13 protein-coding genes are annotated in these 14901 nt (G+C 72.6%); 6 read left to right on the forward strand and 7 right to left on the reverse strand.

Annotated elements, in window-relative coordinates; genetic code table 11:
• Nucleotide 1: 1 nt before the first annotated feature.
• Nucleotides 2–1051, reverse strand: coding sequence for an NAD(P)H-dependent flavin oxidoreductase (locus OG598_RS17070; protein WP_328650096.1), 1050 nt, complete (start codon nucleotides 1049–1051; stop codon nucleotides 2–4).
• Nucleotides 1052–1080: 29 nt separating this feature from the next.
• Complete coding sequence (locus tag OG598_RS17075; protein WP_328650097.1) at nucleotides 1081–2196, reverse strand: hypothetical protein; 1116 nt, start codon at nucleotides 2194–2196, stop codon at nucleotides 1081–1083.
• A gap of 145 nt (nucleotides 2197–2341) precedes the next feature.
• Between OG598_RS17075 and OG598_RS17080 the strand changes: the two genes are divergently transcribed.
• Nucleotides 2342–3307: a hypothetical protein gene (locus tag OG598_RS17080; RefSeq protein WP_328650098.1), complete on the forward strand. Its 966-nt coding sequence runs from the start codon at nucleotides 2342–2344 to the stop codon at nucleotides 3305–3307.
• 66 nt (nucleotides 3308–3373) lie between these two features.
• Here OG598_RS17080 and OG598_RS17085 read toward each other — a convergent pair whose 3' ends face one another.
• Nucleotides 3374–4483: a ricin-type beta-trefoil lectin domain protein gene (locus tag OG598_RS17085; protein ID WP_328650099.1), complete on the reverse strand. Its 1110-nt coding sequence runs from the start codon at nucleotides 4481–4483 to the stop codon at nucleotides 3374–3376.
• A 333-nt stretch (nucleotides 4484–4816) separates the two neighbouring features.
• Between OG598_RS17085 and OG598_RS17090 the strand changes: the two genes are divergently transcribed.
• Nucleotides 4817–7120 (forward strand): M64 family metallopeptidase, encoded by a 2304-nt coding sequence (locus tag OG598_RS17090; RefSeq protein WP_328650100.1) that lies wholly within the window; start codon nucleotides 4817–4819, stop codon nucleotides 7118–7120.
• 177 nt (nucleotides 7121–7297) lie between these two features.
• Complete coding sequence (locus tag OG598_RS17095) at nucleotides 7298–7570, forward strand: hypothetical protein (RefSeq protein ID WP_328650101.1); 273 nt, start codon at nucleotides 7298–7300, stop codon at nucleotides 7568–7570.
• 67 nt (nucleotides 7571–7637) lie between these two features.
• Here the strand turns inward: OG598_RS17095 and OG598_RS17100 are convergent, their stop codons facing one another.
• On the reverse strand, nucleotides 7638–8906 hold the full coding sequence (locus OG598_RS17100) for an Nramp family divalent metal transporter (RefSeq protein ID WP_328650102.1): 1269 nt from the start codon (nucleotides 8904–8906) through the stop codon (nucleotides 7638–7640).
• A gap of 264 nt (nucleotides 8907–9170) precedes the next feature.
• On the opposite strand from OG598_RS17100, the gene OG598_RS17105 reads away from it, so the two are divergent.
• From OG598_RS17105 to OG598_RS17115, 3 genes are read left to right on the forward strand one after another with little or no spacing between them, the layout of a single operon-like run.
• A complete protein-coding gene (locus OG598_RS17105; RefSeq protein WP_328650103.1) occupies nucleotides 9171–9578 on the forward strand; it encodes a GntR family transcriptional regulator in 408 nt (135 codons plus the stop codon).
• Between the two features lie 20 nt (nucleotides 9579–9598).
• Nucleotides 9599–10489, forward strand: a complete 891-nt coding sequence (locus tag OG598_RS17110; protein WP_328650104.1) for an ABC transporter ATP-binding protein — start codon at nucleotides 9599–9601, stop codon at nucleotides 10487–10489.
• Nucleotides 10486–11475, forward strand: a complete 990-nt coding sequence (locus OG598_RS17115) for an ABC transporter permease (protein WP_328650105.1) — start codon at nucleotides 10486–10488, stop codon at nucleotides 11473–11475. Before OG598_RS17110 ends, OG598_RS17115 begins: the two co-directional genes overlap by 4 nt.
• 149 nt (nucleotides 11476–11624) lie before the next feature.
• Here the strand turns inward: OG598_RS17115 and OG598_RS17120 are convergent, their stop codons facing one another.
• The 3 genes from OG598_RS17120 to OG598_RS17130 form a co-directional block, all read right to left on the reverse strand.
• Nucleotides 11625–12455, reverse strand: coding sequence for an ABC transporter permease (locus tag OG598_RS17120; protein ID WP_328650106.1), 831 nt, complete (start codon nucleotides 12453–12455; stop codon nucleotides 11625–11627).
• Entirely contained in the window at nucleotides 12452–13420 is a 969-nt protein-coding gene (locus tag OG598_RS17125; protein ID WP_328650107.1) for an ATP-binding cassette domain-containing protein, read from the reverse strand. Before OG598_RS17125 ends, OG598_RS17120 begins: the two co-directional genes overlap by 4 nt.
• 183 nt (nucleotides 13421–13603) lie before the next feature.
• A complete protein-coding gene (locus tag OG598_RS17130) occupies nucleotides 13604–14863 on the reverse strand; it encodes an ROK family transcriptional regulator (RefSeq protein ID WP_328650108.1) in 1260 nt (419 codons plus the stop codon).
• Nucleotides 14864–14901: the final 38 nt, after the last annotated feature.

The raw sequence follows: 14901 nt of genomic DNA on the forward strand, positions 1-14901 counted from the left end.
GTCAGCCCCAGCGGCTGGACCGCTCGACCACTGTGGCCAGCGCGGCCCGGGCGTCGGCGCTCACCTCGGCGACCACCTGCGCCGCCGGCACGTCCCGGGCCAGCGGGTGCGCCTGCCCGGCCCACAGGTTGGCCACCGATGCGTCCGCGTCGCGCCGGGCGGCGGCGAGCAGGGGACGCGTCAGGTGCAGCACCTGGGGGTAACCGCGCGGTGCCACCGCGTCGTGCTCGCGCAGGAAGTTGTTGGCCACGCCACGGGCCCGCTTACCGGTGTACGCCCGGGTCAACGCGGTCGGCGCGGCACTGGCCACGGCCGCCCGGTGCATCGGCGAACTGCCCGCCTCCGGGCAGCGCAGGAAGGCCGTGCCCAGTTGCGCGGCGGCGGCGCCGGCGGCCAGCACGGCGGCCACCGAGGGCCCGTCGACGAGGCCACCCGCGGCCACCAACGGCCGGTCACAGCGGGCGGCGGTCAGCCGGAGCAGCGGCAGCAACCCGTAGTCGTCGTCGTCCGGCAGGCCGCCGCGATGCCCACCGGCCTCGGTGCCCTGCACCACCACCGCGTCCACACCCAGGTCGGCGGCGGCGGTCGCGGCGTCCGGGCGGGTGACGGTGGCCCACACCTCGGTGCCCCGCTCGCGCAGGGCGGTCACTGCCGCGCTGTCGGGCAGCCCGAACACGAACGACACGACCGGGACCGGGTCCTCGAGCAGCGCGGCCAGCTTCTCCGGGTACGCGTCGTCGCCGCCCACCGGCTCGCCCAGGCTCACGCCGCGTTGTGCGGCCTGCGGGGCGAGCCGTTCGGCGTACGCCCGGACGGCGGCCTCGTCGACGCCGCCGGGGTCGGGCAGGAAGAGGTTCACACCGAACGGCGAATCGGTACGCGCGCGGACCTCGGCGACGTCGGCGACCAGCCGGCCGGTGTCGATCATCCCGGCGGCGAGGAAGCCCAGCCCACCCGCTGCGGACACGGCGGCCACCAGCGCGGGCGTGGACGGGCCACCAGCCATCGGGGCGGCGACGATCGGGTGGCGCAACGTGGACAGGACGGGCATCCCCCCATCCTGCCGCAGGGCCGGCCCGCTCACCGGCGTGCGGTGTGCCGCCACCACAGCAGGCCGGCCAACCCGAGCAGGAACAGCAGTGTTCCCGCGCCGAGGGCCAGCGGCCAGGTCCGCCCGCCCCCTGCGCCGACCTCTCCGGCGGCCGGACGGACCGCAGTGGGCGACACCGGGTCGACGGACTCCGTGGACGGCGCGGCGGTGAGCGTGGTGGCCGTGGCCGGGTAGCGCAGGATCGTCGAGCGGGTGCCGGCTGGTTGACCGGCGGACTCGGAGACGGTGAGCAACGACCGACCGTCCCGGCTGTAGGTGATCGACTCGCCCTGGGGCTCGTCCGGCAACGGGGTGATCCTCGGGGTGCCGGTGGTCAACGCGCGGACCACGTCGCCGTCGGGCACGTCGTACTCGAAGGCGTCGGCGTAGCTGCGCAGCACCACCCGCCGTCCGTCCGGCGCGTTCGCCGCGCCGGTGATCACGCCGCGCCCCAGGAACGAGAACGGGTTGCTGGTAGTGGTCGACGGCACTGTCACCTGGCCGAGCGCGGTCAGCGGCGTCGACGCGTCCGGCCGCAACGCGGTGGCCGGCGCGTACAGGAAGACCGCGCCACTGCCGCCCTTGGTGACGATCAGCGGCCGACCGGACGCGTCGAGCAGCAGCGCCTCGGCGTCGTGCGGACGGTCCGGGTAGGTCATCCGGTGCAGCACCGGCTGCTTCGCCCCCGGCGCGAGCCGCCACACGCCGACCGTCGTCCGGGTGCGGTCGTTGTCGCCGATGTCGGCGACCCAGACGGTGCCGTCCCGGCCGATGGCCAGGTCCTCGGTGTCGCGGGGCCGGGACGGGAAGGAGACGGTGCGCACCACGGCGCAGCGCTGGTCGAGGAAGAAGATCCGGCGGCGGGCCTCGTCGTCGGCCCCGTCGTTGATCACCACGTACCCGTCGTCGGTGGCGACCATCCCGGAGATCTCGCGCAGCCGGTCGTCGCGCACCTGGCAGACCGGCGTCCCCGCCGCTGCGGCGGCCGCCGTGGCAGCGCCCGGCACCAGCACCGCGGCCGGCGGCACCAGGCCCGCGAGCAACGCCGTCAGTACCGCCCCCGCACGAGCACGCCGCCCCCAGGTCAACCGTCCACGTACCCGCATCGCCCACCCTCCTCGTCGCGGCCGTGACCGGCCACCCGCCCATCCTGGCCGATCCCGGCCACGGTCGACGGTCATCGGGGGGACGCGCCGGGACCCCTGGTCGATGTACTGTCGCTCCGCCTGATCTTCACGCCGGAGGGTGGACATGTCCGTGAGCGACACCGCGCCGGCCACAGGGTTCGGACGGCGGCTGCTGCGCCGCCTCGGCCGCCCGGCCGGTGGCTCCGCCGTCGCATGGGTGCCGCTCGCCGCTGTCGTCTGCGGCCTCTTCACCGGCGCGCTGGCCAGCCGGGCCGCCTGGGAGACGTCCCGACCGCAACCCGACCGGGCCGAGGCCGCCGCCATCCTCACCGAGGTCTTTCCCGGCCACGACCTCGGCGAGATCGACACCCCGCCGGCGCTCTTCGTCGTCTACGGGCACGCGCTGCGCCTGGGAACCGTCAAGACCCTGGTGTTCGGTGACGGCGGCGAATATCAGGAGAGCGCCACCGGCGCCGGCGCACTCGGCGCACCACCGGCGCCCGTCGCACAGATCGTCACTGTGGCCCGGGACCGCCTGACCGGTGGCGGCTGGCGGGTGTACGACCCACAGGTGTCCGATCGCGTCAGCTGCGGTGACAAGATGTGCGCCACCCCGCGGGCGGTCACCGACACCGCGTTGACCGCCCGACGTGGCGACACCATCCTGAACGCCTCGATCTCCTCGCAGACAGCCGTCGACGCCAGTTACCTCTCGGTCGAGCTGCACCGCGCGCCACCGCCCCTGGTGGTCCCCGCCGGAGTGCTCGGCACGGTGCTGGGCGCGGTGGCCGGTTGGCTGGTCTTCGGCTGGGTCACCCGACGCACCGAGGGACGCCGTAGCCGCGGCACCGTGAACGGCCTGATCGGTGTGGCCACCGTGCTGTGGTGGCTGCCGGTGGCGCTGGCCGCACCACAGTTGCTGCACCACCACCTCGGCGAGCCACACCCGGCCTGGCACCCGTACTGGGAGTGGCTGGGCCAGCCGGCCGCGTCGCTGCTCTTCCTGGTCGGCGCGGCGTGCGTGCTGCTGGCGCTGGGGCTGGCCGCCGGTACCCGCCGGAACACCACGCCCGAGGCGACTGCCGACTGACCGGTCACGGCCCGCCCAGGGCCGGCCCCGTCGGGGTATACGACGTGAACCGGCCCGGGCCGTGCGTCAGCGGGCGGACCAGCGCTGTGCGCCCGTGCCGTTGCAGGTCCAGAGCTGCGTGGTCGTGCCGTTGGCAGTGCCGGCGGAGGTCACGTTGACGCACTTGCCGGCGGAGGTGAGCACGATCGTGCCGTCCGCGCGGAACGTGAAGCGCTGCGCGGCGGTGCCGTTGCAGGTCCAGATCTGCACCCTCGTACCGTCGGCGCTCGCCCCGCCGTTCACGTCCAGGCACCGATCGCCGTAGACCCGAAGCTCCCCGGCGGCGGTACGGGTCCAACGCTGGTTGGTTCCCCCGTGACAGTCCCAGATGATCGTGGCGGCGCCGGCGGTGGTGCTGGCGCCGTTCACGTCCAGGCAACGCCCGGAGGCGGGGTTGACCAGGCCGACAGCGGTACCCACCGGCGGCCCGCCTGCCGGGACCAGGCTGCCGGGCACCGCCTGCAGCGCGGCGTACCAGCGGGCGGCCATCTTGTCGTACCCGCCGGCGTTGGGGTGGACGCCGTCGGCGAGGTCGGCGGTGGTGAGCGCGGCGTGCATGTCGACCAGGTGCACCCGGCTGCCCTTCTGCGCCACGATCCCGGGGATCGCCGCGTTGTACGCCTGCACCCGCGCTTCCAGGTTCGGGTCGGACTCCGGGGTGATGGTGGCGACGAAGACGTCCGCCTCCGGAGCCGTCGACCTGATCTTGTCGATGAGACCGGAGAGCCGGGCCGGAGCGCTGGCGAGGTTGTAGTTCTGGTTCACGTCGTTGGTGCCGATGTGCAGCAGCACCGTACGCGGGTCGGTAACCCGCAGCCAGGTGACGATGTTGGCGTCGAGCTGGTCGATGCGCCAACCCGAGTGGCCCTCGTGGTCGTGGTCACCGAGGCTGGCCGGCCCGTTGAACCCGGAACCGACGAAGTCGACCGTGTAGCCGCCGCCAGCCAGCCGCTGCCACAGGTTGATCCGGTACCCGCCGGGCACGTTGAACCCGTCGGTGATCGAGTCACCGAGTGGCATCACGCGTACGCCACCGTTCGACTCGGCCTGAGCGGGTGCGACCTGGGCCAGCGCCAGCACGGCGCCGAGGACGAGCCCGAAGGCCCCGGCGGCGGCCCGTCGTGCGTTCCATCGCATGGTTGATCCCTCTCCTCGAAGGTCGCCCGGGACCGTCGGTGGTACGCCGTCCGCCGAAAACGACGACCACGCCCGAACGAATGCATTGATGCTGAGCGATGACTCGGCTTGGCAGTACCGATTCCGGCACGGGCGCGAGCCGAGCGCCGGTTTGGCTGCGCCGAGCGGTTCGGGCACCTCCGACGTCCAGCAAGGACGGCGGAGGGTTACCTGTCGGTGCGCAGACCGGTACGGTCCGAGATGTCCACGGTCGCGGCAGGCCCGGACGACGGCGCCCCCGCCGGGCCCGGCGCCCGGCGCCGCCAGGCCGACCGGCCAGGGAAGGGGCACAGCGTGCGGATCAGAGCGGGGTTGTGTGTCGCGGCGCTCGTCGCGGCGGGACTGACGGTCGGCACACCGGCCGCCGCCACACCGGCCGCCGCCCCGGTGGCCGACGCCACAGTGGTGCCGATCCAGGTCACCGGTGATCCGGCGACGCGGTTCAACCTGGTCCTGCTGGGCGACGGTTACACCGAGGCCGACCTGCCCACCTTCCGAGCACACGTGGACCGGCACCTCAACACCCTGTGGACGATCGAGCCGTTCAAGTCCTACCGCAGCTACTTCAACGTCTATGCCGTGGAGATCGTCTCGGCGGAGTCCGGGGTGGACTGCGACCCCGGCCTGTCCGCGCCGCGACGCGACACCGCGCTGGGCATGGGCTTCTGGGGTGGTTGCAACCCGGCGAGCGTGCAACGCCTGCTCACTGTCGACGGCGCCGCCGCGAACGCGTACGCCGACCTGGCCGTCGGCACCAACCCCGGCAACCGCCAGTTGATCGCGCTGGCCAACAGCGACACCTACGGCGGGGCCGGCGGCAGCAACGCCACCGCCTCCGGCGGCAACGCGCTCTCCGCGCTGATCAGCCCGCACGAGCTGGGGCACTCGCTCGGTGGCTTGCAGGACGAGTACGACTACTACGGCCGTGGGGTGCCGGGCGACACCTACAGCGGGCCGGAACCGGACTCGGTGCACCACACGGTGCTGACCGAGCGGCAGATGCGCGAGACCAGGGCCAAGTGGTGGCGCTGGCTGGGTGAGCCGAGCGAGGCGGGCGGGACGATCGGCCGCTACGAGGGCGGCCTGTACCTCCAGCGTGGGGTGTGGCGACCGAGCCGGCACTCGATGATGAAGTCGCTGGGCTTCTACTTCGACCAGGTCGGCCGGGAGCGGATGACCGAACGGATCGCCGCCCGGGTCGGCATCGTGCAGGGCGGCACGGGCACCGGTCAGGCGGTCGGCGCGGACCGGCTGCTCTGGGTGGACACCCTGCATCCGGTGAGCCACGCGCTGACAGTGACGTGGTCGGTGGACGGCACTGCGGTGCCGCGTACCGGCAACGCCCGCCACCTGGACCTGCGGAAGCTACGGCTCTCCCCCGGCCGGCACACGGTGACCGCCACGGTGACCGACCCGACGGAGTTCGTCCGCGACCCGGCGATCCGCAGCTCAGCGGCGCTGACCCAGACCCGCGCCTGGACCGTGGACACCGCGGTGCGTACCCCGGCGGTGGAGTCGCCGTTGGCGATCACCGCGTCCACAGCTACCGACCGGCCGGTCGGCGCGCACGACGTGGTGTACGTGCGGACCAGCCAGCCCACCGATCGGGTGTCACGCGTGCGCTGGACGCTCGACGGCCGGCCGCTGGCCGACACCGGCACCGACCGGGACGTGGACCTGGGCGCCCTACGCCTGTCGCGGGGGACCCACCGGCTGACCGCCCGGGTCAGCGAGCCGGGCACCGGGAGGGCGGTGACCCGCACCTGGACGGTCGACGCGACGCGGCCCGAGGTGGCGTACGCCCTCTCCGAGCCGCTGCTCACCGTCACCCGGCCCGGCCGACCCACCGAGTACGTGTACAACGCCCCGTTCACCATGGGGTTGACCGGCACCGACGACGGCACCGGTCAGGTCACCTCCGAGTTCCGGCTCGACGGCGACGGGTGGCACAACTACTACGGTTGGCCCACCGACGCCCGATCACCGTTCCTGTTCACCGCCACCGGCACCGACGTGGACGGCCTGGTCTACGGCAACCTCGGTTCGGGCGGCCTGTCCGTGTCCCCGTTCGCCGAGCGGTCTCCCGGGTACGGCCGGCACCGCATCGAGTACCGGGGCATCGACGCCGTCGGCAACATCGGGGCGGCCCGCGCGTTCGTGGCCACGCTGATCCCGCCGCCACCGACCTGCACCACGGTGGTCAGCGGCCGGCACGCCGGCCCGCTGGCCGTCAGCGCCGGTGTCACCTGCCTGCGCGCGGCCACCGTGACCGGCCCGGTCACCGTCGCGCCGGGCGCCGCCCTGGTCGCCCAGGGCTCCTCGATCGCCGGAAACCTGACGGCGTCCCGCGCCACGGCCGTCGAGGTGCTGAACACCGAGGTACGCGGCGCGGTGGCGCTGACCGGCACCACAGACCACGTCACGATGGTGGGGGCCCGAGTGGCCGGGCTGTTGGCGCTGACCGGTACCGCATCGGCGCCCATCCTCACCGGCGGCCAGGTGGGCGCGTTGGCCTGCTCGGCCGGCCCGACCCCGGTCGACCTGGGGGCGCCCACCACGGTACGGAATCCGACGCCGGGCCACTGCCGTCGGGCATGACGCCGACCCCTCCCACGATCCGCGCAACTACCGGGAAAGTGCTGCTTCCGCCGCCTGCGGAGGCAGCACTTTCCCGGAAACTGCCCAGATCTTGACCGGCACGCCGGCCTGAGTGCGGCGCTGGCGGGTAGGCAGCGGCCCGGCGGCATGTCGACACCCGCCGGGTGGGAGGCTCCGATGAGCACGTACCGGGACGAACAGGGCGGCACGTTCCCTCCGCCGGAGGCAGATGCTCTGGAACAACGGCAGGACGCGTTCGACGTCGGGCCGCCGGACCGGGTGTCGGGTGACGTGGACCCGGAGGCGTCCGAGGCCGACCTGGCCGAGCAGGGCGCCTTCCCGGCGGGCACGCTCGAAGAGGTGACGTCGCTGCCGGCCGACGCCAATCCGGCGGACGCCCTCGAACAGCGCCAGGAGATCCCGGCCCGCGACGAGGGGCGCCGCACCTGACCACACCCGCCCCGCTGCGCCGGCTGAGCCGACCGGCCGGCTCAGCCGGCGACGCCGACCAGCCGGCTCAGCCGGCAACGACCTGCCAGAGGAGAAACGCGTTGAGCGCGACCACCAGCACGGCCACCAGTGACGCGGCGGCGGTGGTGAGCGGGTGGTTGACCAGGTTGCCCATCAGGTCGCGTCGGCGGGTGAAGGCAACCACCGGGATCAGCGCGAACGGGATGCCGAAGCTGAGGATGACCTGGGACAGCACGAGCGCCCGGGTCGGGTCGAGGCCGATGGCGAGCACGGCCAGCGCGGGCAGCAGGGTGACCAGCCGACGCAGCAGCAGCGGAACCCGCCGACGCAGGAAGCCCTGCATGATCACCTCTCCGGCATAGGTCCCGACGCTCGTGGAGGCGAGCCCGGAGACCAGCAGGGCGACGGCGAAGCCGAACGCGGCGGCGGTCCCGATGGTCTGACCCAGCCCGGCGTGCACCCCTTCCAGGCTGTCCGCACCGCCCGGGCCGCCGCCCCGGAAGCTGGCCGCGGCGATCAGCAGCATGGCGAGGTTGACCGCGCCGGCCGCGCTCAGGGCGAGCAGCACGTCGGTGCGTTGGCCGCGGAACAGGATCCGGCGCTCGGTGTCGTCGGCGGCGGGAATGCGGTCGCGGGTGAGCGCGGAGTGCACGTAGATGACGTGCGGCATGACTGTCGCGCCGAGGATGCCGGCGGCCAGCAGCACACTGTCCGTGCCCTGTAGGCGCGGCACCATGCCGGCCATGGCCGAGGCGGGATCGGAGCCGGAGGCGAGCAGGTTGGCGGCGAAGGCCAGCACGATCACCCCGAGCAGGACGGCGATGACGACCTCGAAGGCGCGGTACCCGCGCGAGCGCAGGGCCAGCACGGCGAACGCGGCAGTGCCGATGATGATTCCACCGGGCAGCAGGGGGATGCCGAAGAGCAGGTACAGCGCGACGGCACCACCGATCACCTCGGCCAGGTCGGTGGCCATGGCGACCAACTCGGCCTGCACCCACATCACGCGGTTCACCGGCCGCGGTAGACGTTCCCGGCACAGCTCGGGCAGGCTGCGCCCGGTGGCCAGACCCAGCTTCGCGGTGAGCGTCTGCACCAGCATCGCCATCAGGTTGGCCACCACCACGACCCAGACCAGCAGGTAGCCGTAGCGGGCGCCGGCGGCGGAGTTGGTGGCGAAGTTGCCGGGGTCGACGTACGCGACGGCGGCGACGAACGCCGGGCCGAGCAGGATCAACCGCCCGCGTACGCGACCCCGGGCGCGAGCGGCCTGTAGTGGAGTCGCCCTCGACGTCGTCAGTTCGTTGGTGACCACCGAACACCTCCCCGTCCACGCGGATCGCTGCCGGTCCCTTCCCTGCGGGCTGACCCCTGGGTGCCAACCGGTGGCCTGCCGGTGCCACCGGGTCGGCCCGCACGTAGGGCAGGACCCGATGCGCCGCCGCTAGCGCACGGCGCGCCGGACGAGACGCGCCGGCTCCGAACTGAACGTGCCCCGTCGGGCTTGACAGCCGGGGGGTCACCGATGAAGCTGTCTATTAGTCCTACTGTCGTAGGACAACAGGAAGGATCATCGGGAGTGATCGAGTTCGTACTGGACAGCCGGTCGAAGGTGAACACCTACATGCAGCTCGTGCAGCAGGTGAAACAGGCGCTACGGGTTGGCCTGCTGACACCGGGCGACCAGTTGCCGAAGGTCCGGGACGTCGCGCAATCCCTGGCGATCAACCCGAACACGGTGCTGAAGGCGTACCGGGAGTTGGAGATCGAGGGTCTGGTCGGCGGGCGACCCGGGGTGGGCACGTTCGTTCAGCGCACCCTGGCCAGCGCGTCCCTGCCCAACCAGGCCGAGCTGCGCGACGACCTGGTCGCCTGGCTGCACCGGGCGCAGGCCGCCGGTCTCACGGCCGAGGACGTCATCGCCCTGGTGGAGACGACGCTGCGCGCCACCCTCGCCGACGACGCCCCACAGAGAGAGCCCGCGTGAACGGAACGAGAGGACAAGGAATGGACATGGTCTTGGAAGCAGACCGGCTCGGCAAGCGCTACGGCAGCACCTGGGCGTTGCGGGACTGCTCGCTGCATCTGCCGGCCGGCCGGATCGCCGCGTTGGTCGGGCCGAACGGCGCGGGCAAGAGCACGTTGTTGCACCTGGCCGTCGGGCTGCTCAAGCCCGATGCGGGCACGGTCCGGGTGTTCGGTCGGTCCCCGTACGGCGACACGGAGGGACTGGCCGACATCGGGTTCGTCGCCCAGGACACCCCGCTGTACCGGGACTTCACGGCGGCCGAGCTGGTCATCGCCGGCGGCAAGCTGAACAAGCGGTGGGACGCGGCATTGGCCCGTACTCGGCTGGCGCAGCTCGGCATTCCACCGGACAAGCCGGTCGGCAAGCTTTCCGGCGGTCAACGGGCCCAGGTCGCGCTTGCTCTGGCACTGGCCAAGCAGCCCCGGCTGCTGCTGCTCGACGAACCGGTCGCCAGCCTCGACCCCTTGGCTCGACGGGAGTTCCTCCAGTCGTTGATGGGCAGCGTCGCGGAGTCGGGCACCACGGTTCTGCTCTCCTCGCACCTGCTGGCCGACCTGGAACGCGTCTGTGACTACCTGATCGTGCTGAACGCCTCCCAGGTGCAGCTCACCGGTGCTGTCGACGACCTGGTCGCCGGGCACCGGCAGCTCGTCGGTCCGCGGCACGACGGCGGCGCTGTCGGGGGCGTCGCCGCAGTGGTCCGGGCCAGCCACACCGACCGGCAGTCGACACTGCTGGTTCGCACCGACGGGCCGGTCACCGATCCGGCCTGGACGGTCCGCGAGGTGAGCCTGGAGGACGTCGTGCTGGCCTACCTGGCCGACGGCACCACGCAGACCAGTCACAGCGAGTGGGGGGTAGCGGCATGATCTGGTTGACCTGGCGGCAACATCGCAAGCAGGCGTTCTACACCCTGCTGGGGTTCGCGGCACTCGCCGCTGTGCTGGTGCCGATCGGCCTGGCGATGCGGAACACCTTCAGCGACCTCGGGCTGGCGGACTGCGTCAGTCAACTTGCCCGCGCCGACGTGGCGCAGACGACCCGCGAGACCTGCGACGCGGGCTTCCGACGCTTTGGCAACCAGTACGGCAGCCTCAACCTGGTGGCCGTGCTGCTGATCACGCTGCCGGCGTTGGTCGGCCTGTTCTGGGGTGCCCCGCTGGTCGCCCGTGAGGTGGAGCAGGGCACGCACCGGTTCGTCTGGACCCAGGGCGTCGGCCGGAACCGGTGGGCACTGGTGAAGTTCGGGCTGGTTGGCGCGGCTGTCGTGATCCTCGCGGCGGTCTACGGGCTGGGGATGTCCTGGTGGGTCGACCCGCTCAACCAGGCCGCGCACGAGGGCCGACTCGGCATGATCGTCTTCGATCTGCAGGGCATCGCCCCGATCGGCTACACCCTCTTCGCCGTGGCGCTCGGCGTCTTCGCCGGCACTGTGTGGAAGCGGATGCTGCCCGCCATGGGCATCACCCTCGCCGGGTTCATCGGGGTACGAGCGGCGGTGGAGATCCTGGCCCGGCCGCACTACCAGGCCGCACGCACCCAGACCTTTCCGATCGAGGGGGACGGGCCGCCGGAGATGAGCCGGGGGGACTGGATCCTCACCCAGGGCGTCCGGAACCCGGACGGGACGATGATCGCGGAGGACACCCGGATCCAGTGCCCACCGGGCGGGAAGGGGCCGGACGGCCGGGTCTGCGGCGCCGAGTTGGGCCTCGAACCGGGCGCGTACAACTGGCAGCTCTACCAGCCGGCGGACCGGTTCTGGCTGTTCCAGGGCATCGAGACGGGCATCTTCGTCGCCCTCGCCGTGCTCCTGCTCTACCTGGCGGTGCGCCGGATCCGCCGGATCGCCTAGCCGGGCGGCGGGTGCTCGTCGGGGAGCGGGGGCCTCGGCGATCACCCACCTGGGCCCGATCGAGTCGGTGCACATCCACGCCGGTGAGCCTGACGACGACCACCGACACCGATCGGGCCGGGAGAGCCGAATCCCGCGTCCGCGCCTGCTCAGCCGGCCAGCCGTCGGTACCGGGCGACCGAGAGCGGCAGGAAGATCGCGACCAGGACGAGCGGCCAGAGCACCGCCAGCAACTGGTAGTGCTGCGCCGCCCAGGAGTCGCCGCCCCAGCCGGGGTTGCCGAACAGCTCACGGGTGGCGCCGACGGTTGCCGACAGCGGGTTCCACGCGGCCACCGCACCGAGCCAGGCGGGCATGGTGGACGGTGCGACGAACGCGTTGGAGAGGAAGCCGAGCGGAAACTCCAGGGTCTGCACGGCCACCACTGCCGTCTGCCCGCGGGTGACCAACCCGAGGAAGATGCCGACCCAGATCACTGCGAAGCGCAGCAGCAGGATCAATCCCATCGCCGCCAGCGTGGCGCCGACCCCACCGTGTGCCCGCCACCCGATCGCGAGACCGGTCAGCAGCAGGACCCCGAGGGTGACCAGCGCGAACAGCATGTCGGCCACCGCTCGGGCCGCCAGCGGCGCCAGCGGTGAGACGGGCATCGATCGGAGCCTGTCGGTCACCCCGCGCTCCAGGTCCTCGGCAACGGCGATAGTGGTGAGGCTGATGCCGAAGACCATTGTCATCACGAACATGCCGGGCATCAGGAACTCTCGGTAGCTGCCGCCGCCGGGGACCTGCAACGCGCCACCGAACAGGTAGGCGAACATCAGCACGATCAGGATGTTGAAGCCGAGCGAGGCGATCAGCGGGCCGGGATCGCGTCGCCACCGGGCCAGGCCGCGCCAGACCAGCGTGCCGCTGTCGACCAGGAGGGCGGGCCGGCCGGGCGTCAGATCCACCGGCGGGGCCGGCATGCTCACCGCGCTCATGCCGCCACCTCGGCGGTCGCCGTGCGGTGCCCGGTGAGGTGCAGGAACACGTCGTCCAGGGTTGGGCGGCGCAGCGCGACGTCCGCCACCGGGACGTTCACGGCGTCGAGCGCCCGCAGCACGTCGACGAGCGCACCGGCCCGGTGACCGACCCGGACGCTCACCATCCGCCGGTCCACGTCGACAGTCGGTTCGTCGTCGGCCGCCCGGCGCATCTGGGCGACGGCGACGGCAAGGTCGCTCGGCGCCGCGACGACCACCTCGATCCGATCGCCGCCGAGCCGGGTCTTGAGGTCGTCCGGGGTTCCCTCGGCGATCAGGCGGCCGGCCTCGACCACCGAGATCCGGTCGGCGAGTTGGTCGGCCTCGTCCAGTTGCTGGGTGGTGAGCAGCACTGTGGTGCCGGTGCGTACCAACTCCCGGACCGACTCCCACACCTCGTTGCGGCCACGCGGGTCCAGCCCGGTGGTGGGTTCGTCGAGGAAGAGGACCCCGGGGGCCAGGATCATGCCGGCCGCCAGGTCGAGCCGTCGGCGCATGCCGCCGGAGTACGTGCTGACCGGCTGCTCGGCGGCGTCGGCGAGACCGAAGCGTTCCAGCAGCTCGACCGCCCGCTGGCGGGCCCGGCGGCGTCCCAGGTGGAACAGCCGACCGAAGAGCACCAGGTTCTGCCGGCCGCTCAGCGCCTCGTCGAGCGCGGGATGCTGCCCCACCAGTCCGATGCGGTAGCGCACCTGGTCGGGCTGGCGGGTCACGTCGAAGCCGGCCACCTCGGCACGCCCCTCGTCGAGTCGGAGCAGGGTGGAGAGGATCCGTACCGCCGTTGTCTTGCCGGCCCCGTTCGGGCCGAGCAGGCCGCACACCGTTCCCCCCGGCACCCGCAGGTCGAACCCGTCCAGCGCGTATCGGTCCCGATACCGCTTGCGCAGCCCTTGCGCCACTATCGCGTCGGCTCTTGTCGTCACAGAATTTCCCTCCCGAAACCGTCGGCCCGCACTACCGTACAACGTACGACAGCATGTACGGGAGAGGCCTCATGAGGATCAGACCGAGTGGGGGGCAGGATGGAGCCGGCGGTACCCGTCGGGGCCGACGTGGGGTCACACCACCCGTTCCGGAGCCGAGTCGGCACCGGCGGGGAGTCGCGGCTACTGCTCGGCGGTCCCGATCTGGCCCGCGACGCCGACGTTCAACGGGTCGGCCAGGAGTTTGTCGAACGCCAACTCGGCGGCGCCGATCAGGACGGCGTCGCGGCCGAGCGCCGCCGCGCGCAACCGCAGGTGCTCGCGGGAGGCGGGCAGTGGCATGGTGTCGAGCCGGTCCCGGACCACGTCCGCACCGGCGGTGAAGATGTCGCGCAGCGAGCCACCGAACACCACGGCATCCGGGTTGACCACGTTGACCAGGTTCGCCACGCCGAAGCCGAGCCAGTCGGCCACCTGATCGACCGCCGCGCGGGCGGTCGGGTCGCCCTCCGCCGCGGCGCGCAGCACCTCGGCCACCGCCGCGCGGTCGCTCGGGTCACGGCCGGCGTGTCGCAACAGCGCGGCTTCGGAGATCTCGGTCTCCCAGCAGCCGCGTGAACCGCAGCCGCAGGGCAGGCCATTGGGGTTGACGACCATGTGGCCGACCTTGCCGCTGTGACCCCGGTGGCCGACCACCAGTCGCCCACCGACGATGATGCCGGCGCTGATGCCCAGGTCGCCGTGCAGGTAGATGACGTCGTCGATGCCGACTGCGACGCCCCGGACGTGCTCAGCCAGACCGGCGATGTCGGCCAGGTCGCCGGCCACGAAACCGGGCCCGGAGCTGAACTCCGCCTCCAGCGCGGCGCCGAGCGTCTCGTCGATGCTGGCGATCCGTAGCTTGCCGTCCGGGTCGCGAGTGGTGTCGGTGACCGCCGCGGCGCCGCCGACCAGCAGCGCGTCGCCGGCCACCGAGCGTTCCATGTCGCGGACCAGGTCGGCCAGGGGCCCGACGGCTTCGACAGCCGACATGCCGCTGGGTCGGGGGATCTCCCGTAGATCGAGGATCTGCCCGCCGAGGCCGACCCGGGCGGCACGCAGCCGGTCCGCGTCGATGCTCAACGCGTGTGCGTAGACCCGGTCGGAGCGGGGGCTGACCACCAGCGAGGGGCGGCCGGCCCGGCGGGCGGTGGTCGGCACCTCCTCGGTGACCAGGCCGCTGGTGACCAGGTCGGCCGCGAGGGCGCCGATGGTGCTTCGGTTGAGGCCGAGCCGGCTGGTCAGCTCGGCGCGGGACGTCGGCCCGTGCAGGTGGACGTAGCGCAGCACAGCACCGAGGTTCTGCCGCCGGATCTCCTCCTGGCTGGCGCCGGGGACCGACGGCAGCGGGGATTCGGGGTTGCGGCCGACGCCGGCTGGCCTGGCCCGTACTGGTGTCGCCACGGTCAGACCTCCTTCCGGGTCGATGCCGGTTGGTGCGG

Origin of the sequence: Micromonospora sp. NBC_00330 (assembly GCF_036136635.1) — a bacterium.
Classification (GTDB): Bacteria; Actinomycetota; Actinomycetes; order Mycobacteriales; family Micromonosporaceae; genus Micromonospora; species Micromonospora salmantinae.